This window comes from Vibrio sp. 10N.286.52.F8, assembly GCF_041468745.1.
GTDB lineage: Bacteria > Pseudomonadota > Gammaproteobacteria > Enterobacterales > Vibrionaceae > Vibrio > Vibrio crassostreae_C.
The window spans coordinates 1-20,655 of record NZ_JBFRJF010000011.1 but is presented as its reverse complement, the minus strand read 5'-3'; the positions used below and the strand labels follow the sequence as shown (position 1 = coordinate 20,655).

Annotated in this window: 18 protein-coding genes and 1 pseudogene; 11 read left to right on the top strand and 8 right to left on the bottom strand. The window is 41.7% G+C overall.

All coding sequences use genetic code 11. From position 1 onward, the window contains the following. Nucleotides 1-198: 198 nt before the first annotated feature. On the bottom strand, nucleotides 199-1,014 hold the full coding sequence (locus tag AB4133_RS06320; protein WP_017059123.1) for a TauD/TfdA family dioxygenase: 816 nt from the start codon (nucleotides 1,012-1,014) through the stop codon (nucleotides 199-201). Nucleotides 1,015-1,324: 310 nt separating this feature from the next. Next, complete coding sequence (locus tag AB4133_RS06315; protein WP_017066263.1) at nucleotides 1,325-2,224, bottom strand: Vmh family MBL fold metallo-hydrolase; 900 nt, start codon at nucleotides 2,222-2,224, stop codon at nucleotides 1,325-1,327. A 160-nt stretch (nucleotides 2,225-2,384) separates the two neighbouring features. On the opposite strand from AB4133_RS06315, the gene AB4133_RS06310 reads away from it, so the two are divergent. Beyond that, a complete protein-coding gene (locus AB4133_RS06310) occupies nucleotides 2,385-3,278 on the top strand; it encodes a LysR family transcriptional regulator (RefSeq protein WP_017069834.1) in 894 nt (297 codons plus the stop codon). A 145-nt stretch (nucleotides 3,279-3,423) separates the two neighbouring features. After that, on the top strand, nucleotides 3,424-3,825 hold the full coding sequence (locus AB4133_RS06305; RefSeq protein ID WP_372224080.1) for an ACT domain-containing protein: 402 nt from the start codon (nucleotides 3,424-3,426) through the stop codon (nucleotides 3,823-3,825). 106 nt (nucleotides 3,826-3,931) lie between these two features. On the opposite strand, the gene AB4133_RS06300 is transcribed toward AB4133_RS06305, so the two are convergent. Together AB4133_RS06300 and AB4133_RS06295 are read right to left on the bottom strand one after the other, a co-directional pair. After that, complete coding sequence (locus AB4133_RS06300; RefSeq protein WP_372224079.1) at nucleotides 3,932-5,818, bottom strand: methyl-accepting chemotaxis protein; 1,887 nt, start codon at nucleotides 5,816-5,818, stop codon at nucleotides 3,932-3,934. A gap of 343 nt (nucleotides 5,819-6,161) precedes the next feature. Further along, nucleotides 6,162-6,878 (bottom strand): DUF1826 domain-containing protein, encoded by a 717-nt coding sequence (locus AB4133_RS06295; RefSeq protein WP_102427793.1) that lies wholly within the window; start codon nucleotides 6,876-6,878, stop codon nucleotides 6,162-6,164. 276 nt (nucleotides 6,879-7,154) lie between these two features. On the opposite strand from AB4133_RS06295, the gene AB4133_RS06290 reads away from it, so the two are divergent. From AB4133_RS06290 to AB4133_RS06275, 4 genes are all read left to right on the top strand, one after another. Beyond that, on the top strand, nucleotides 7,155-7,727 hold the full coding sequence (locus tag AB4133_RS06290) for a YceI family protein (RefSeq protein ID WP_372224078.1): 573 nt from the start codon (nucleotides 7,155-7,157) through the stop codon (nucleotides 7,725-7,727). 321 nt (nucleotides 7,728-8,048) lie between these two features. After that, complete coding sequence (locus AB4133_RS06285) at nucleotides 8,049-8,744, top strand: VC0807 family protein (protein ID WP_017059114.1); 696 nt, start codon at nucleotides 8,049-8,051, stop codon at nucleotides 8,742-8,744. 356 nt (nucleotides 8,745-9,100) lie between these two features. Next, nucleotides 9,101-9,376, top strand: a complete 276-nt coding sequence (locus tag AB4133_RS06280; protein WP_017059113.1) for an HU family DNA-binding protein — start codon at nucleotides 9,101-9,103, stop codon at nucleotides 9,374-9,376. A 25-nt stretch (nucleotides 9,377-9,401) separates the two neighbouring features. Further along, a complete protein-coding gene (locus AB4133_RS06275; protein ID WP_017059112.1) occupies nucleotides 9,402-9,545 on the top strand; it encodes a hypothetical protein in 144 nt (47 codons plus the stop codon). Between the two features lie 203 nt (nucleotides 9,546-9,748). On the opposite strand, the gene AB4133_RS06270 is transcribed toward AB4133_RS06275, so the two are convergent. Next, on the bottom strand, nucleotides 9,749-10,855 hold the full coding sequence (locus AB4133_RS06270) for a UDP-N-acetylglucosamine 2-epimerase (protein WP_241846870.1): 1,107 nt from the start codon (nucleotides 10,853-10,855) through the stop codon (nucleotides 9,749-9,751). 181 nt (nucleotides 10,856-11,036) lie between these two features. Between AB4133_RS06270 and AB4133_RS06265 the strand changes: the two genes are divergently transcribed. The 5 genes and pseudogenes from AB4133_RS06265 to AB4133_RS06245 all read left to right on the top strand — a co-directional run bounded on the left by AB4133_RS06265 (nucleotide 11,037) and on the right by AB4133_RS06245 (nucleotide 18,132). Beyond that, on the top strand, nucleotides 11,037-12,770 hold the full coding sequence (locus AB4133_RS06265; RefSeq protein ID WP_017065482.1) for a glycosyltransferase family 39 protein: 1,734 nt from the start codon (nucleotides 11,037-11,039) through the stop codon (nucleotides 12,768-12,770). Between the two features lie 29 nt (nucleotides 12,771-12,799). Beyond that, nucleotides 12,800-13,768, top strand: coding sequence for a glycosyltransferase family 2 protein (locus AB4133_RS06260; protein ID WP_017065481.1), 969 nt, complete (start codon nucleotides 12,800-12,802; stop codon nucleotides 13,766-13,768). A gap of 1,294 nt (nucleotides 13,769-15,062) precedes the next feature. After that, nucleotides 15,063-15,965: a VirK/YbjX family protein gene (locus AB4133_RS06255; protein ID WP_136974869.1), complete on the top strand. Its 903-nt coding sequence runs from the start codon at nucleotides 15,063-15,065 to the stop codon at nucleotides 15,963-15,965. A gap of 268 nt (nucleotides 15,966-16,233) precedes the next feature. After that, nucleotides 16,234-16,350, top strand: a pseudogene (locus tag AB4133_RS06250) (pyridine nucleotide-disulfide oxidoreductase); the annotation flags it as partial. 78 nt (nucleotides 16,351-16,428) lie between these two features. Then, nucleotides 16,429-18,132, top strand: a complete 1,704-nt coding sequence (locus AB4133_RS06245) for an FAD-dependent oxidoreductase (RefSeq protein ID WP_372224077.1) — start codon at nucleotides 16,429-16,431, stop codon at nucleotides 18,130-18,132. A 145-nt stretch (nucleotides 18,133-18,277) separates the two neighbouring features. Here the strand turns inward: AB4133_RS06245 and AB4133_RS06240 are convergent, their stop codons facing one another. The 3 genes from AB4133_RS06240 to pnuC all read right to left on the bottom strand — a co-directional run bounded on the left by AB4133_RS06240 (nucleotide 18,278) and on the right by pnuC (nucleotide 20,556). Further along, the gene (locus tag AB4133_RS06240) at nucleotides 18,278-18,958 is read right to left on the bottom strand and encodes a Crp/Fnr family transcriptional regulator (RefSeq protein WP_372224076.1); all 681 of its coding nucleotides are present in this window, start codon (nucleotides 18,956-18,958) and stop codon (nucleotides 18,278-18,280) included. A gap of 126 nt (nucleotides 18,959-19,084) precedes the next feature. Further along, the gene (locus AB4133_RS06235; RefSeq protein ID WP_017065476.1) at nucleotides 19,085-19,813 is read right to left on the bottom strand and encodes a nucleoside phosphorylase; all 729 of its coding nucleotides are present in this window, start codon (nucleotides 19,811-19,813) and stop codon (nucleotides 19,085-19,087) included. 8 nt (nucleotides 19,814-19,821) lie between these two features. Then, nucleotides 19,822-20,556: a nicotinamide riboside transporter PnuC gene (gene pnuC / locus AB4133_RS06230; protein ID WP_017069647.1), complete on the bottom strand. Its 735-nt coding sequence runs from the start codon at nucleotides 20,554-20,556 to the stop codon at nucleotides 19,822-19,824. Between the last annotated feature and the right edge of the window lie 99 nt (nucleotides 20,557-20,655).

The following is a 20,655-nucleotide window of genomic DNA, read 5'->3' as shown; positions in this document are numbered from 1 at the left end:
ACTTATATTTTGGCGCCGATTATATTACACATCACGTCCGAGCAGTGAGGTTTCAATCAAATATGTACCAACGCATTTGTTTTTATTATTAAGCGTAGATGAATGATGCACCCTGCTGACGCTTAAATTTAAGTACGAGTGCTTGGTTCAGGGATGGGCATGCGCGGTGTTCTTTTGATAACTGTGTTCAGCTTACTGCTATGTCACTGTTACTCGATGCATTTTTCTTGGAGTATCCCCGTAATCTATCACTGCGTAATGTTGCGTTACCCTGTTATCCCAGATCGCCATTGAGCCGTTGTCCCATTTGAAACGAACTTGAAACTCAGGGCGTCTCGCAATTTCAAACAGTTGGCTGAGTAAAACATCACTCTCTTTGCGGTCGAGTTCGTTGATATAACGAGTAAACTGTTCATTGATACAGAGCGTTTCTTTATCCGTTTCAGGATGAACTTGAACAACAGAGTGAACCACTGGCGGATTCTCCTGTGCTGTTTTAATCAAGGATTTGTGCCAATCGAGATCAATGTCTTCTGATTCTATACCTTCAAAGGCCACAAGCGAATGAGTCGCCGACAACCCTCTCAACTTAGCTTTCATATCTTCATGTAGAGATTCAAAAACCGCAGTCATAGAACACCAGATAGTGTCACCACCAATGCTTGGAATGTGTTGAGCATGCAACAGGGAAGCTTTCGACGGCAAGCTGCGCCACGTTAAGTCGGTATGCCAATAACTTTCCTTTGGCGCATTGCCACGGGTTGTTTCAATCACACTCACCTGTGGCGCACTTTCCACGCGAGGGAAGAAAGGATGTGCAGGTTCTAACGTTCCAAAGCGCTGTGCAATCATCAAGTGTTGTTCTGGAGACAAAGTCTGCCCGTCGAGAAAGATCACTTGATGGGCAATAAGTGCCTGATACACCTTATCGAGTTCATCAGCACTGCATGTAGAAAGCTCTAGTTCGTGAATACGAGCGCCGATGTGAGGAGTAATGGGTTCTATTTTCAACATACTTTCGCTTATTGGTGATATTGAGTTGCAGGGCGGATCTGGCTACTAGGCTAATCTGACTACTAACTGTAAACCGGGTAAATGCTGATTTTCTTTCTCACTTGAAATAGAAAGTCGTCTCTCCGAAACAAAAAAAGAGCTCCTAAGCTGGAGCTCTTTTCGTTTTTTGATACTTCCTGTATCCATAGACAAGTCCAATCTGTAGTACTTTCACTGAAAGCCAGATCATCGATATCTCCAGTTGTGTATCACCAATAAATCTAGCATACAATCTTCAGACTGTTCTGGGACACAACCGAGATAATCAACTCTAGTGCCAAGCCATCTCGCCGCTTAGCACTTTCGCGCCAAGTTCTAAATCGCCTTCCGTAGCCTCAAATTTCGGGTAGGCTTTCTTCATGTAATCACTGATCTCGACCGATGTTGGATTACTTTTGCTCGCCAACGCTTTTTCAATATCAGCCACATAATCCTTCGTGAAGTGAACTGCATTTATTCCTGTTGGCATTTCACCTAAATAGTGACCCGGAATTACAACCTCTGGCTCTAGTGCTTTCATACGCTCCAACGATTGTGACCACTGGCTACGAATCTCTTTCGATGCAGTATCTGCCATCCATACATGCACACCGCTATACACCGACACGCCACCAAACACCGTTTTTTCAGACGGAACCCATAGGTAAGCTTGGTGTGTATTTATCTCTTTCACTTCGATGGTTTCACCTTCGATGCTTAATGTTGTGTCGTTCATCACCATTGGAACAATCACCTTAGAGGGCGCGTTGCCTTCTAATATAGGCCCCCAGTATTCAAGCTTTGCATCTTTGGTGCGTTTGATATGCGCGACAACGGCTTCACTGGCAACGACTTTAACGTTAGGAAATGCCGAAACTATCGGTTCCAAACCAAAGTAGTAATCTGGGTCGCCGCTACTGATGTAAATCATCGATAATTTTTTGCCAGTCGCTTTGATTTGCTCCACCAAATTTTGTCCATCAGCCACACTAAATTGCGCATCAAACAGAATCACTTCTTTCTCACCCGAGACCAATACCGAGCTTGCCGGGAATATCGCGTTCTCGCCGGGGTTATAGTGAGTAATGTTGAGTTCTGTCGCTAGCGCAACACTTGATGCCAGCACGGTTCCTAGGCTTATGGTTCCTAAAAGCATGCTTTTTGATAACAGGGTTTTCGATAACGTATTCATGGCTTTATTCCGATATTTGGAGTTGAACACCTGCCAACTCGCTGAATGTCCAAATATCTTATTTGATTGTTTTTAGATGAAATAGACATCAAATTAACTTTAACTGTTGCAGTTTTCGGACATATACTGAGGTCGGTTTAATTCTCTAGGCAATAAAACAATGGATAAACTCGAGGCAATGAATGTCTTTGTCACCATAGTGGAACGTGGCAGTTTAAGCGCTGCGGCAGAGCACCTTGATCTCTCACGAACCAAGGTCACTCGTTATTTGGGTGAGTTAGAAGCATGGATGGACACACGCTTGCTTCACAGAACAACACGAAGCTTGAGTTTAACCAGCGCAGGTAAAGAAACACTTGAGGTCGCCAGAGAACTTTTGGCACTGGAAACATCCCTAGCTGGGATCAGAAACCAAAACCGAGAGCATTTAAAAGGTCAGCTGCGTATTACTGCGAGCTACTCGATTGTCGATAGCTTCTTGATGGAATCAATTAGTCGCTTCATCGCCAAATGGCCAGAGGTTTCTATCGACATTATCTCGACTGATCAGACCGTCAACCTGGTTGAGTCACGCATCGATTTGGCCATTCGCATAACCAACGAACTGACGCCCAATATTGTCGCGAAGCAGATCGGTGAATGCCGCTCCGTGATTTGCGCATCGCCTCAATATCTAAAAGAGAAAGGCACACCCACAGAAGCCCAAGATCTAGCGCACCACAACTGTTTATCGTTCAGTTACTTTGGCAAAACCGCTTGGACGTTCAATGGCCCCAATGGGCTCGAATCGGTTCCGATTAAAGGGAATATCAGTGCAAACACCTCAGAGGTTCTGCTTTCTGCCACACTCAAAGGCAACGGTATCTGTTTACTGCCCTTCCCTTCAGTGGAAACCTTGATGCGTGATGGTCTATTAGTGCCACTGCTTTCTGAATGGCAACCTAAAACGCTCGGTGTTCATGCTATTTATGGAACGCGTAAACAAGTCACACCGCTGTTAAGAGCCTTTATCGACCATTTATCTGACGAGATGGAACAATCGACAAGTTGGTAGAAGTACGATGCCATCACTAAGGAGGAAAACTTGCCATTAGTAAAACTGATGCAGAATTAAAATCATTAATTTTACTTAACTGTCAGTTGCTTCTATCGTGACTGCATACATCATCAATTAGCTTATTAACGCAGGGAAACTGACTATGACTGCCATTACCGATTTAGACATTTTGTTAAAGTCCATGTCACCAGAACTCATTGAAGGCAACTATGTTTTCTGTACTGTCGACGGAGCGTTAACAGACTATGTTCAGCTCAATCCAATCTCGACTTTTCGTGAGAAAGAAGGTTTAACACTGGTTCTGAAAGAAGAAGTTGCGACCAAAGCTCAGCTAGACTTCGATGGTGTGTTTAGCCTGATTACATTGTCGGTACATTCCAGTCTTGAAGCGGTTGGATTAACAGCAGCCTTTGCCACCAAGCTTGGTTCTTACGGCATTAGCGCCAACGTGATTGCTGGCTTTTATCACGACCATATCTTCGTTCAGAAAGACAAAGCTGAAGCCGCAATGAGTGCGCTTAGAGAATTTTCAGAAGCGGATTAGTAAAGAATTCGATTGTTCAAAGACACAAAAAAAGCGACGTAATCTACGTCGCTTTGACTTATTGCTTACCGCGCACTCACTGATCAGGCATCAGCGAGTGAAACAGTTAAGCAAGCTTAAAAGTGGCCACTTTGTCGCTTAAACCCGCGGCTTGGCTTTTAAGTTCGTTTGACTCAGTTAAGCTGTCCTGTGCGCCCACAACTAGGTGGTCAGTAACATCTTTAATGGTCGTAATATTTTGGGTAATTTCACCCGTCACGTGTGTTTGCTCTTCAGCAGCCGTCGCGATTTGAGTCGCCATATCGCTGATCAAAGCAACTGCAGTATTGATCTCTTCAAGCGCATGCGAAGCTCGATCGGCATCTTCTACTGAATGTATTGCCAACTTAGAACTGCTCTCCATCAGCTCAACCGCCTGAGCTGTCGTGCGTTGCAGGATATCAATCGTTGATTTGATCTCTTCTGTTGAAGAGTGAGTGCGCTGCGAAAGCACACGTACTTCATCAGCAACCACAGCAAAGCCACGACCTTGTTCACCAGCACGAGCCGCTTCAATCGCAGCATTCAAAGCAAGTAAGTTGGTTTGCTCAGCAACACCTTGAATCGTTGCGAGTACGGTCGAGATCTCTTGAGCATGCTTGTTTAGCTCGCTGATCACATTACCTGCTTCGTTCACTTCATTGGCTAGGTTATTGATAGAACCTTTAGTGTCGACGACCAGAGCGTGACCACTGTTAGTGCTTGTCGCTGAATCTTGCGCCGCTTTTGCTGTTTGCTCGGCATGCGATGCTATCTCTTGCGTGGCGCTCGCCATTTCAGTTACGGCCGTCGCGACCATTGTGATTTCTTGTTGTTGATGGTTAAGCTCATCCACAGAACGGTTCGCACGTTGAGTACTTTGCTCTGACTGGCTATTTAGCTGTTCTGACTGCCCACGGATATGGCCAATCAACTGCTGTAAGCTTCCAACAAAGGTATTGAAGTTATGAGCCAACTCGCCCACTTCATCTTGGTTTTCTACATGAATGCGTTGAGTCAAATCACCGCTACCATTCGCGATTTGCGCCAATGCTTGAGATACGTGGTTCAACGGACGGAATAGAATCGTACACAACAGGTTAAACAGTATGGTACATACAATGACGACCAGCAGTGTCACTAAAACTTGACCAATCACTGCATCAAATAACGGTGCAACCAGAGAGTCATGATTAACAACACTCACTGTAATCAGGCTCGTTCCGTCAATAGCACGTGCGTACAGAACATAGTCGCTGCCATTCAGCTCGATAGAAGTGTCTTTACCGCTAGTCAGAGCCTTTTGTACATCGGAGAAATTTAACCCAAGTGAACTGATATTCTTGTTCAGTAACTTAGTGTCAGGGTGCGTATAAACCGTGCCTTTGTTGGTCGCGATGAACATGTAACCTTCACCAGGAAGAATCACCTGCTCTAGACTGTTTAAGATGTCTGTAATTTCTACATCAGCACCCAACACAACCTGTTGCCCATGCAGTTGCATTGCTGTTCCTAATGAAACAACGTTCGCCCCAGTTGCTGCAGCAACCGTTGGGTTATCCATGAACACCTTGCTTGGGTTCGCAACCGCATTGGTGTACCACCCCCATAAACGGGGATCATCATTGCCCGGCGGCAGTACTACTCCGTTCGCGTTCTTTTGCGAACCATCAGGAAATGCCAAGAAGACATTATCAAAAGAAGCTGAGTCACGAACCTGTTTTAGATGAGTCACCAAACTTTCTTGTTTGGACTCTTTCGAAAGAGAAGTAAGCGCACGCTCTTTGGATAAGATCCAATCCGATACATATTGATTGTACGAAGCCGATGCGCCCTCTAAGCGCTGTTCAACTTCAATATCCAACCTTTGCAGTGAAGCACGAAAAGACAATGCCTCGACCAAAATCCCCCCCAGGATAATGGCCATACTGGCTGAAATCGCCAGCTTATTTTTAAGCGAGAGTTTCTTGAACATAGGAAACCTATAATTTGGAAGTAATAAACCGTGGCGAACAAATTGATTGCCAAAGCGGTTTGCAAGCGGGATATATTTTACGCTTTAAAATAAATTAAGAAACCGATGAGGAACTGAAATATTGATATATGTGAGTAAGTGCACGCATCGTAACCCATTGATTTAGAGAATGGTAAACTCTAAATTTTGAATTAATGTGCTAAACATGGTCAGCTGATGAGTGTCTCTGTTTGAGAATAATAACAGCACAGATCGCGCTATACCGTTAGATCATTAGGAAGGTATTTAAATGAGTTGAACGTCTGAATAGAAACAGGTTGCGGACAAAGTAGTCAAAAGTTGATCAACCAAAGTCCAACGTTAACAGCAATCGTGTTTCGTCAGATGAAGTGACTGGTGAACGGTGAACAAGGCCTCTATTCTCATTGCCACTCCAACGCTCCCCTTTTAATAACGCAACATCACCACTGGCCATTTTCTGGATGTCAGATTCGTCGTTGTACAGGCCTGAAACAGAATCAGGCTTTCCGTTAGCCCCTAGCCCTAGCTTAGAACGGTCGACTAAGTCGTTTGGCAACCATTGAGTCGCAACACCATGATAAGTTGTCACCAAGCGGCAAGGCACTTGATCAAAATGGAAACGTGGGCACATCGCTTTATTCAGAACGGCTAAACGCAATCCGACTTCTTCAAGCTCAAACAAACAACAGAACATATCCACCAGCTCTGCCATGTTTTCTAATAGCGCTTTAGAGGCGGTGCCATCGGTAGCAAATTCCAACTTATCGAAAGCATTATCAGGTGACACGCTAACAGACTTACTAAAGTTTGGATTCAAGGCGATAAATTCACTAATTGCCGTCGTTAAGCCTTCATCAAACTGTCGCTGCCATACCGCTATATTAATATCACTTTGGTAGATTTCCGCTAATACCGTTGGCTGCTCAGAAGCACTCAAGCTTGGCTTGTGATTTGCCTTATCCTGAATACTCACAGCTGAACTAATGTTGAGTGGCTGGCTGCTATTGGTAGCCAAAGGCTTGGTTAACACGGCATTCATTACGTCGTCTCCTTGATACATGCTCATCGCTTCCCTTTTACCAACAGAATAATTATTCTTGGCAAGAGTGATTTTAGTTATGTTATAACATAACTAAAAATAAACAAGTCACTTCGTCGATCATGATTCCAGTAATACAGCGACGCTCTTCTTTTCCTGCGGTAATTTTTCGAATGCTGAACTAAGCTTCTCTCAATCACTCTTTCCAAAAAGTCATTTTAAAAACGTACGACTCAAGAACGTAAACCTGTGAATTCATCAATCTGGTGACAACTTATGAAAAAACTAATCTCTACATTCGGCCTCCTATGCACCGTTATCTCCGCTCAATCTTTCGCGGAGTCGGGCTACACATTAGATCCGAAGTTATCGAACATCACATTCGCGACCATTAAAAAGAAGTTTGTTGTCGAGCCCGCATCCATCAAACCTATGTCTGGAGGACTTACCGAAGAGGGCCAGTTTTCAATAGTATTGGACTTGAAAAGCGTGAGCACCGGAGTCGCTATTCGTGACCAGAGACTGAATGAACTCTACTTTGAATCGATGACTTTTCCTGAAGTGAAGATCTCTGGGAAGGTTGAACCGTCGATGCTATCTGGTGATCCAAAAATAACAACAGTAGCAGCGGAAGTTACTTTACACGGCGTAACCAAAACGATCGATTTCCCAGTTGTGGTGGTTCCATCCTCAGGGTTTGTCATGGTTAGCTCAGCTTCGACAATCATCGTCAACGGCGCTGATTTTGGGATATCTACTGAGAATCTAAACAAACTTTCAGCGACCGTGGGTGGATTAGCGATTTCCGACCAAATCCCTTTGAGCTTTAACCTACTTTTCGACGAATAATGGGCTTATAACTCTTCCTTTCTGTTCTGCCTCATTTCACATTCATCAATCGTTTAAGAGCGGTGAATGTGAGTGAGAGTACGCGACAACGCAATAAACTGAATTAGGTTTGAATAAACTAAACCAAAATTTCCACTCGATTTCCCCAAGTCGGCCAGATAAACATCCCTCACAAAGTATTAAATTGAGCGTTATATAGGCTCAGAGATGTCGTTGATGTCACATGTCGTTACACAGCATGACGCCTTAAGGCTTTACATCTTGGGCGAGGTAAACAACAATCCCTGAGAATAAATCCATAACATAATGTATTTAGAAATTATGAGTAACACAGAAAACAAAAAATCGAGTCCTCTTTTCGAAGTCGTGTTTAACGTCTTTCTTCCTTCATTCATTTTAATGAAGTTCAGTGGAGATGAGCATCTCGGAACAGGCTTAGCTTTGCTTGTTGCCCTTGCCTTCCCTATTGCTTATGGTGGCATGGAGTTGATCCGCAACAAGAAGTTCAACTTCATCGCGGCGCTTGGCTTCGTCAGCGTGCTATTAACGGGCGGTATTGGTTTCTTTGAGCTAGACACTCGTTGGTTAGCACTAAAAGAAGCATTAATCCCTGGTCTAATTGGTTTGGCGGTTCTTGGCTCTACCTTCACCCGCTACCCGTTTATCCAGAAAGTTATCTTCACACCGGCCCTGTTAAATATCTCTCTTATTGAAGAGCGCCTAAAGCAGTTCGGTAACCAAGCAAAGTTTGATCGTTGTCTAATGACATCCAACTACCTATTCGCGAGTACTTTCGCATTTTCTTCAGCTATGAACTACTTCCTAGCGACTTGGATTGTGACTAGCCCTGCTGGCACCGCTGCCTTTAATGAAGAACTTGGCAAGCTGACACTTTACAGCTACCCAGCAATCGCCATCCCAAGCATGCTGATGATGTTAGGTATTTTCTACTACATTTGGCGTCAAGTTCGCACGATGACATCACTAGAAACAGAACAAATTTTTATTACTAAATAGTTCTGAATTAACAAATCGCTCTGACAGCACAACATGAAGCCCAGCAATTAAGCTGGGCTTCTTTGTTTTTACTCTTTCGTTATCAACGTGATAGATGACAGCTTCGATTTGGATTATGAATCGAACGGGCAACCCTAATGCTCTTTTCTCAAGTAAATTTGGGCAACATGTCTATAAACCAATAATAATCAATGAATTGCATTGATTGAACCGACAGATGCTTTTATAGTCAATTCTGTTGGTTACTTTACAAAGCTCTACCCGCTCACTGACATTATTTCAATTGCTGTTGATAAGATCGCATAAGCTAGGTGCTAAAGGTAGACGCCAGCCGTACTCAATAAGGAATATAGATTATGAACAAATCTCAATTAGTTGAACACATCGCGACTTCTGCAGACATCTCAAAAGACCAAGCAGGCACAGCACTAAATGCGCTAGTTGAAGGTATCTCTACTTCGCTTGCGAACGGTGATGACGTATCGATCCTTGGATTTGGTAGCTTTAAAGTTAACTCTCGAGCTGCTCGCACTGGTCGTAACCCGCGAACCGGAGAAGAGATTCAGATTGCCGCATCAAAGACGCCAGCATTTAAAGCGGGCAAGGCACTAAAAGAAACGTGCAACCTGTAACACAAAAAACACAAGGAAGATTACGATGACGACTAAGGAAAAAGCGAAAACGAGCCGAAGCAAAAAAGCAGGCAAGTCGACTAAAGCGCAAGCCGAAACGCCTAAGACTCGTCAACGCATTGAGGAGCTTCTCGAAGAGCGTGAACTGGCTAAACTGTTAGAACTTTAGTTTATATAAGAACTAAAGTTTAGGTTTAAGCAAGGTGATAGTTTGTTATCGTTCTAATGCCACTGCAGATTTGTAGTGGCATTTTTGGTTATAGGCTTGTCTTAGTGATCTATGACGTCAGCAACTACAATGAGTTTGTTCGTTATGGTTACGTATCGCTAACTCTTAACACCCACCCAAGTAGATGATCAAAACTGGTTTTATCACAATGACTTAGTTACGTTGTCGATAATGATTTCACTGGGGCTTCTCTTGAGAACTTTACTCGGGCGACGATATTCAGAATAGTTTTCAATGAAACTATCAATCACGTTATAGTCAAAATATGAAAGAACTGCATTATCACCAAGTCCATCTTTTCTCTCTGTTTCATTTCTAATAACTAAACATGGAATTCCGAGAAATGCGCATTCTTCCTGATTACTACCGCCATCAGTAACCATAAACTCAGATTTCGATATGAGTTTATTAAAGTTCAAAAATGTCATACGAGGAATTAAGTCTAGATTGATGTTGTTTTCCAAAGTTCTATAAAGCCCATTCTTCTTAAGTGCTTCTCTTGTTGGAGGGTGTAATATAAACTTAACTTGAATAACATTAGTGAGTTTTTCTATTAGTTCCACTATTTTCTTCAAACCACTTATATTTGATATCGTTTCGAATCTATGGAGTGAGACAGTAGCGTAGCGTTCTTGTTTATCAGAGATAGAATTGGTCGATAATTTATTTATAGAGCTAGCAAGTTGTATAGTATCAACAATAGTATTCCCATTAGTGTTGACAACTTGTTTATTATATTTACTTACGTTCTCTGCAGAGAGTTGATCCTGACAATAAAAAACATCAATTAATCCCAATTTAGCTGTAACAACACGAGTTATTTCCTCAGGAAAAGGCTTGAGTAAATTAAAAGAACGTAAGCCAGCTTCGACCGAGGCGACCCTTAATTTCTGGCTTTTAGCCAAAATAGCACCTAATAACAATGGGGGGGCATCACCATGAATCATTACGATCCCGTCCTTATCTCCTCTGAATAACTCCCGTTTATTATAAATACCGACAAGTAAAACCTTAATAGACCATGCAACCATCTGTATACTGCTAACGATATCTCTATTATCGTCACATAAAACATAATCTGGCTCTTTGATTCCAAATTCAAATAATATTTCTAATATAGTTTCTCTATGCTGTGCCATAAATATAAAATTGTATTCAACATTTCTATCTTGAAGATTTTTCATAATGGGAATCATTTTTATGAGCTGAGCGCGAGTACCAATCAAAATATGTATCATCAATAGTTCCATAAAACAGCTTATTTCATACTTTTATCTTAGCCCAACAGACGACAAACCGTTAGCTAATCGTCTAAGTAATCAAGTTCTAACTCACTAAAAACAAGAAAATCCAAAGGTACTATAGTTAGAAAAAGCAACTGAGCTTTTAGATGAAATAACAAAGTCTTTGGAAGTTTAGGGTAGAAGGAAAATGTTTGAAAAAACAAATAGTAAGCCTAATATATTAAATAGAGATATCAAGGTAAGCAGAAGTTCCATTATGCTTACCTTGATATTTCTAGCTATAGTTCTTCGAGTATACACCGCGTTCAATTATGAGGTTAATTGGGATGAATTCTACTATCTGTCTTTTGTTCATCAGTTTTTAGCTGGAGAATCGATAAGTAGCTTTCAAACATTCCATGTGCATGTTTTCACTTGGTTAAGCTGGGTATCCGATAATGAGGTTAACCAAATCATTGTTGCTCGTAATGTTATGCTGTGTCTTCAAATTGCTACAGGATTTTTTATATTTAGAATTTGTCGTAGACACCTTGGTAGATCCGCTTCTCTATTTGCGGTTTTAGCTTACTTTTCATTTTCATTTGTAATTAGGATGGGAGCTAGTTTTCGGACAGACCCTATTGCAACTTTTTGCTTAATGGCTAGTTTAGATTATCTGCTAAAACTAGAGTATTCTTTCAAACGAACATTGATTACTGCATTGCTTACTGCCATAGCATTCCTTATAACACTAAAGTCTGTATTTTATCTTCCTACTATTATCCTAATTTCACTTTTATCCATTGTACAATCTTCCCAAAAACGTAGAACTAGCATTATCCTTTCGCGATATTTTATTTTAGTCACGTTACTGTTTTTATCTCTATACTTTTGGCACTCACAAAGCATTACATCAACAACCGAGAACGATGCTATATCAATGCTAAGTGGGGCAAACAAAACACTAAACCATAATTTATTTTTCCCTCGAGCTAATTACTTTATATATACATTAGGAACAGACTTAGGCTTTTGGTTTACTTTAGTTTGTGGCGTTTACTTCTGCCTATCTTCAACAATTAAAAATAATAATATTGAAATAAAATTAGATTACTTAAAGCTCATGACTTTGATACTTCCTTTATTATCTATTCTTATTTATCGTAACGCATTCCCCTACTTTTATTCATTTATATTAGCTCCTTCAGCAATTTATTTCGGCCTAGCTTGGGAGGTATGGAATCAAAGAAAAACTCGTAAGCGATACATGAGAATAAGCCGTGGGGTTGTTTTTTTGTTTGTTTTTAACCTAATATTTCAAAGTATTTATTTGAAATATTCCCGGAACTTAGATTATCAGTATCATTTTATTAATGTTGTTCAGAAGATATTTCCTGAACCTGTCGCCTACATAGATAGGTGCTCTATGATCTCATCATACCCTCAGAAAGGCTTTTTCATGAGCTCTTGGGGGATGGATAACTACTTAATAGCAGGACAGCCTATACTTAAGCTTGCTATTGAAGATCACGAACCTAAATTTTTGATCGTGAATTCAGAATACCTTGAGTTCATTCACAGCGAGAGCAGTGTCGGATCAATCTATTTGGCTCTTTTAGAAGAAGATAGGAAAGCTATTAAAAACAATTATATAAGTCACTGGAATGAACTCTATGTTGCAGGTAAAGAGTTGCTGTTAACTCAAGAGGATAACGCCGTGACGTTTACCTTAAATATCTCTGGTAATTACACTTTGGAATCAGATTCAAAAGTAATCATAAATAACAAAGTTATCCACCCACAAGAAATCGTCGCTTTATCAAAAGGAAAAAATACTATTAAAATTTTCGAAGATACAGGTACATATACACTTCGTTGGGGGGAGAATTTATATAGGCCTAAAGAGAGCAATCGAGAATCTCGTATGTTTAGCGGATTTTAAACAAACCAGAATAAATAGAGGTGGCAAAATTGAAACTAATTGTTCAAATCCCTTGCTATAACGAAGGAAGTAACCTCAAATCAGTAATCCGAGGTATACCGGAAGAGATCAAAGGTATAGATAAAATCGAGATACTTGTTATAGACGATGGTTCTACAGATGATACGGTTGCTATAGCGCAACAGTTAGGCGTGGATTACATAGTAGAGAGCACGAGAAATAAGGGTTTAGCCCACGCGTTTCACCTAGGGTTAGAAACCTGCATAGATAAGAAAGCTGATATCATTGTTAATACTGATGGTGACAACCAATACAATGGCTCTGAAATCTCTAAGTTAGTCGAACCCATACTGAATAAGAGAGCTGATATTGTCGTCGGAAACCGAGGTGGTTATAACAATAAACATTTCTCATTTTTCAAGCGAACCCTTCAAGTGTTAGGTAGTTATATCGTGTCCAAAGCGACCGGCTTAGACATAAAAGACTCAGTCAGTGGTTTCAGAGCAATATCAAGATCAGCAGCACAACAAATAAATATAGTATCAGAGTTCAGTTACACGATTGAGATGCTTATTCAAGCTAGTGCGAAAAAGCTCGGTGTAATCTCCGTTCCAATCCACACTAACGAGAAGACTAGAGAGTCTAGGCTATTTTCAAGTATTCCTCACTTTTTAAGGATGTCTATTTCCACATTAATTCGTATCTACACAATGTACAAACCCTTGCGTGTGTTCTTTATTTTAGGTGCCATAATGGTTGCCGTTGGTGTATTACCCATCATTCGTTTCCTATACTTTTTCATGGATGGGGGTGGCGATGGCCATATTCAGTCCTTATTACTCGGCAGCACATTATTAATACTTGGGTTTCTCACTATGATTGTAGGATTTGTCGCAGACCTAGTAAGCTTCAATCGCAAGTTAATGGAAAAACTGCTGTACCGAATCGAGAAACTAGAGGATAGGTTAGCGAATGAAAAATCAAAAATATCAAAGTAACCGTCTAAGGGTTTCGCTTGGTGTCTAATATACGAATACAGGTAGAGAAACTAGGTTGGCTTATATCTATATCGCTAATTATATGGTTTTGTTATCAGTCATCAATTCAATTATCAATTTGGTACACGATTAATTGGAGCTACGATCTAATATTAGTCCTAGTCGGAAGTATTGCTCTTTATAGCTGGACGTTAATAAACGGTGGTTTAGTTAGCTACTACCTACTGAAATCCGTAGGAGAAAGTAGAGGTAACATAACTCAGGTCGTTTCAATAAACCTTGTAGCTCAATTGGCAAAGTACTTACCCGGAAACATAGCACACCATATAGGGCGCGTTGTGTTATCTGAAAAGTTAAGAATGAAGCGAAGTAAAATTCTCTTGAGTATGCTTATCGAAACCATTTGGGTAGTTGGAGTTGTGGTTATCTTGACCCTATATCATGGGATCCATCAAGGGAATGACTTCATTCACGAATCATCCATACAAACACACGTACTTATACTTAGTTTGACTATTACCACTATTGTCTTTGGACCGAAGATCTTTCGGCATTCGTTTGTTCGCCTGTATGCTTGGTTTCTATCAAAACAAGACGTGGCACAAATAGACGAACTTAAACTCCCTACGTTACCAATTGTGATGGTGAGTTTAGTAACATATTTATTTAACTATTTACTATTGGGCGCGGTAATATCTTTAGTTGGAGGAGCACTGTTTGACCTTTGGGAACTCGATATATTGACACTAGGGAGCATTTTCGCGGTCGCCTGGATTGTTGGATTCTTCACCCCCGGGTCCCCTGCTGGGATCGGAGTTAGAGAACTTGTTCTGGTTAGCCTACTTAACCCAATTTACGGTTCAGAGGTTTCTTTAGCGATAACCATGATATTGCGTCTAACCACTATAAGCGGAGATGTTACAGCCTGGGTTATCGGTGCTTTTATGTGGTCAAAGTCTTATACAGAACCCTAAAACCGAAGCTAACCTCCACCAGATTCGATAGACCAAATACTTTTCGGCTTGCAACTCTAAAAGCACGTAACCCGTAAAAGGTGCAACATTGTTCCTATAAACGACTCTTTTATAGTCATCAATCCAGTTCCCTTCCACATAACAAGGCATAATCGAACAAGAACCACTCACTAAGTAACTGATTAGGTTACATAGCTATACATATCCATACTTACCCAAATCACCTTTTTCACTATCATCATTTTCTTGTTATTGGTGAGATTATTGGAAGGGTTCATGACACGACTATGTTCGAGCAATCCTTCTTCTTTGAGGTGATTATGAATGTCGTTCGCATGGGGATTGAAGCAAATACCCATAAAAATAAGGGTAAGTACAAAGCGATAGTTAAGTTTACTATTCGAGCCCTGTTTTATTATTCAGCTACTCGAAAAATGAGTAATAATTTCAACTCTGAAGAGAGAAAGTTATTATTTATCAAGCAACCCAACTTCCTTTCTAAATTTGTGACTCCCTACTTATGTACTGGCTTTAGCAATAAAGAAAAGACCGATATCTTATCCAAACACTACGACTGGTTTGAAAACACCTTCGCAACAGAAGCTAGACACCAAATCTATAACGAAAGGCTCAATCTTTTAAAACTTGAGATAGATGACAACGTTTATCTGGTTAATCTCAGCTTCGAAAGAAACGCGAGAAAAGAAGGTGAACTGACAATTTCATTGACCAACTCTCAACTCGAAAAAATGTATACCATTTCGTTTACTGTTTTCGACAACAACATCTACATCGGCGGTATACAGGGTGGTGCCAATGACAATGGATTTAGCCGCACATTCACCAAAGCTTTTTACGGTTTAAGACCTAAATCCTTCATGGTAGAAACACTACGACTGCTCGCTATTAACTTGGGTATCGACAATATCTATGCGGTAAAAGAGTCTGGTCATGTCTCGAACTCATTACGCTACGGTAAGAAAAACAAAGACATCAGCCTTAAATACGACAGTCTGTGGGAAGAGCACGATGGACAGGTGCATGATAACTATTTCTATCGTCTCCCGACAAACCCGAACAGGAAAGATCTTGAAGCTCTAAAACGTCAAAAGCGTAAGTTGTATCGCGAGCGTTATGCCTGGCTAGATCTGTATGAACAAGATCTGAAGAACGTAATCAGTCAGCACATCCGTGATCCTGTTCATTATGCTCATGACAGTTAATTTGGCTAACCTGTACTCGACTCGCTAACGCGTATTACCTTTACTAGCGTGCTTTAGTCTAATCACAGCCCTTGGACCAAACGCTCAATCCCGAGGTGATAGCTTCAAAATAAATATTAGACAATGCTAATTTACATCTTTATAGTATCTAGGTATTTCGAAAACTACTCAATCGCCGGCGACCAGCCAGTACTGATCATTAAGAAGATACAAGCTCTATGCTCGGCAATTTGTATAGTTAAACTTAGAGACAGTAATAGGTAAACGTATGACTAAAATTGTAATCATCGGTGGCGTAGCTGGAGGTGCTTCAGCTGCTGCACGCGCTCGTCGTCTTAGTGAAGAAGCCGAAATAATAATGTTTGAACGAGGACCATTCGTCTCTTTAGAAAAGTAAATAATAAACCACTTTTTTACAGAGAGTGGTTTATTAAGTACTTTCGATTAAATTTGGAGTTAGGTAATGACAAAGATTCTTATTGTTGGTGGCGTTGCTGGTGGAGCATCAGCCGCAGCACGTGCTCGTCGCTTGAGTGAAGATGCAGAAATCATCATGTTCGAAAGAGGAAGTTTCGTCTCGTTCGCCAATTGCGGCTTGCCATACCACATAGGTGGCGACATTAAGGATAGAAGTAAGCTCCTCTTGCAAACTCCAGAAAGCTTCTTAGCTCGATTTAACGTTGATGTTCGTGTTATGAACGAAGTCATATCCATTGATCGACACAACAAGCAGGTTACTGTTAAGAACCTATTAGATAATAGCGAGTATACTGAAAGCTACGACTTCTTGCTCCTTAGCCCAGGCGCAGGCCCTATCGTACCGCCAATCCCTGGTATTGATAACCCACTAACCCATTCGCTGCGTAACATCCCAGACATGGATCGTATCATTCAAACGATCCAGATGAACAAGCCAGAGCACGCAACGGTTGTCGGTGGTGGATTCATCGGTCTAGAAATGATGGAAGCCTTCCACCAATTGGGAATTAAAACCACGCTAATTGAGATGGCGGATCAGGTGATGACACCTGTCGACCGTGAAATGGCCGGCTTTGCTCACGCTGAAATTCGTCAAAAAGGTATTGACCTTAAACTAGGCGTTGCTCTTCAAGCTATCGAGTACGTGCCGAACGAGCATATAGCCAGCATCGGCTCTGGTGAAGATACCGAACACCTGCATATTGAAGGTGAACTAAATCTTACTCTAAGCAATGGTGAGTCACTAACTACTGACATCTTAATCATGGCTATCGGTGTGCGCCCTGAGACTAAGTTGGCAAAAGAAGCAGGGCTTCAAATTGGTGAACTAGGTGGTATCTACACCAATGAAATGATGCAGACCAGCGATCCTAGCATTTACGCTGTGGGTGATGCGGTCGAAGAAAAAGACTTTGTCACAGGTGCACAAACTTTGGTGCCGCTTGCTGGCCCTGCTAACCGTCAAGGTCGCATGGCTGCCGACAACATGCTTGGACGCAGTGAAACCTATCAAGGTACACAAGGCACCGCTATCTGTAAGATATTTGACCTCGCGGTTGCTTCAACGGGCAAAAACGAGAAACAACTTAAACGTGATGGTGTTGAGTACGAAAAGGTCTACGTTCATACCGCTAGCCATGCTAGTTACTACCCTGGTGCCGAGATTGTATCATTCAAGATGTTGTTCGATCCTAAAACAGGCAAGATCTTTGGTGCGCAAGCAGTGGGCAAAGATGGTGTCGACAAACGAATTGATGTGATGGCGGTTGCACAGCGTGCAGGCATGACTGTCGAGCAGCTTCAACACTTGGAGCTCACTTACGCGCCGCCGTATGGCAGTGCCAAGGATGTAATCAACCAAGCGGCATTTGTAGCAAACAACATCATTAAGGGTGACGCCACTCCGATTCACTTCGATGAAATGGATTCACTGACAGACGAGCAAGTTCTTCTTGATGTACGTAATCCTGGCGAGCTTGAAAATGTTGGCTTTATCAAAGATGCGATCAACATTCCTGTAGACCAATTGCGTCACCGTATGGACGAGCTACCAAAAGACAAAGAGATCGTTATCTATTGTCAAGTTGGGTTACGCGGTAACGTGGCTTATCGCCAACTCGTCAACAACGGCTTTAAAGCACGCAACTTAATCGGTGGTTATAGAACACTCATGTATGCAAAAGCTTAAGGATTAATACTTAGTCGCCGGTAATGGTGCGCGGACACTTACGGGCTAGTTGCTGAGAGAAAGTCTCTCATAAATAGATGCGAGTAGTTAATAGTAAACATTGAAAAACCGAGCTTGGCATTTAAGTAAGTGCCAAGCTCTTTTATTATTCGTAGGAGTCAATAAAAGCTTGCAGTGCTCGCTGATCGACAATTTCTAACCCTTGCTCTCCTTTTCTGATGAAACCCTTTTCTAATAGGTCTTTAACCGCTCTTCGATACACTCTGCTCGATGTGCCAAAACGTTCCGCTTCTTGATTCACTTTATCGAAACCGCCTAACACAGTATTTGTCTGACTTTGAACCAATAAGTCGTAGGCAATGTTGTAGGTAATTGAGTGTAAAAGACGATTAGTGTAAATGCCCATAGAGTCTTGATAATCTTCCGCTAATGCAGAGGCGAAAAAGAACATCATCCCCGGATTTTCAAGTAGTGCTTCTGCTAATCTCTGAATGCAAATAACATCAACTTGCATGTGTTCATCAGCCACTACGTTCCACTGACAAGGGGTCTGCGTGAAAAACTCCATCTCACCGAAGATATGGTAATCACAATTCACTTCGCCCAATTGAAAGCGTCGCCCATTAGCCGCCGAAATACTCATAGAGACTCTTCCAGCGGGCACTACATAAAGATACTGAAGCTGCTCACCTTGACGTAGGATTTCATCATTTTGATTGAAGTAACGAGAGTTAACTTGGTGTTGGTAGATGAGATCTCTAAATTCAGAGCTTTTTTTTTCTAAGTAGTTTTTAAAGCGTCCGCTTGAGTATGGTGCAATCTTCATACTTACTCTCTCATTGCATTACTGCTGTTTATATTCAAACGATTGTAACCACTTAAACCACAGGAGAGAACCCAATAAAAAAGCGACGGTCTCCCGTCGCTTTTATTGTTGTTTTTCGCCAGAACCTTATTGTGCAATTAATGCTTCCAGTGCCGCTAAAGATGCTAGCCGCTCTCCTTGCATCATTGCCTCAGCCTCATCGACATATTGCCCAACGCCCTCTTTTACATCTTGTTCATACAAGACAACATTGTTCAAGATAGAAGCTACATTAAGCCCTCTCAAGCGTCCCACGGTAAACAACGCGGATGTTTCCATGTCTGCACCTAAAATGCTTTTGCCATTCCAGTACTGACAAAGCGCCTGTTCATCATCGGTATAAAAGCTATCGTGTGAGCGCACTGTTCCTAAATAGTAAGGTGTTGACTGCTGCTGCAAGAACCCATCTAGCTCTTTGAGCAGGGAGAAGCTTGCATAAGCGGGATACGACGGTTTAACGTAAGCCGCAGATCCCCCCTCATCACGAACCGCGCCCTCTGCAATAATTAGCTCACCAAGCCCGATATGTGACTGCATTGCGCCTGCAGACCCTACTCGGACAATATGAGTCACACCACAAAACTTAAGCTCTTCTACCGCAATGATCATTGAAGGTGCACCAATGCCCGTGCTGCAAACCGATATCGCTTTACCTTGATATTGACCAGTGAAGATTCGATATTCACGGTTTTCAGAGACCAGTTCAGCATGTTCAAGCAAGTTAGCGATTCGATTCGCTCTATCTGGCTCACCACAAACAATAACTAACGGAGCAATTTGCGTTTCATCAACGCAGATATGAGGTTGCTTTGCCATCTTCACTCCTAAGAAGCCGTTGCTTGAGTTAACGATTTATCACTGTTTCGTTTAGCTGTGCGTGCCCACTCACGAGTACCGTTTGCCGCAATAAACATTAAGATTGCGTATTGAACAGACATTGCGTACACACCCTGCGTCGCATAAATACCAACGCTGATAATGTTAATCACAATCCACAGTATCCAGTTTTCAACATACTTACGTGTCATAAGAACTTGAGCAACAATAGATAGAATGGTCATCGTGGCATCCCAGAATGGGAACGCATCCGGTTCAAGCACTGGCTCCGCTAAATCCGCACCAAATAGATTCAGGCTATCTACCGCGATGTTTGCTAGCGCAAAAAAGAATGGGTCGATGTACATAGTTAACAAAGCAATAGAAATCGCACACGCTACGGCCGTTGCTACTAGTTTATTTTGGCTCAACCAACGAACTTCTAGCGTTTCACCTTGCTCATTAGGACGTGTCCATGCGTACCAACCGTAAATGTTGGCGCAAAAGAAAAAGAGTTGTAGAAGTAACAGTCCGTATAACTGAATTTGGAAAAAGATAACCGCGAATAAGGTGACATTCAGCAATCCGAACAGGTAGTTAATGGTTTTTTCTTGGCTTGCAAACCAAATACACAACAAACCAAACACGGTGCCGAATGCTTCAATCCAGCTCATTGCGTAGCCATCCCCTATTGGGATATTGACTAAAGTATTGTTGATATCAAGTAGAGCGAATAGGTCCATAGATGTGTCCTTTATTATTTGTTTTAGTGGCACCTATTTTATTGCGCCTCTCCAAATAAAAAGGAGGACATTTGTCCCCCCAGGGCAAGATTACGAAGC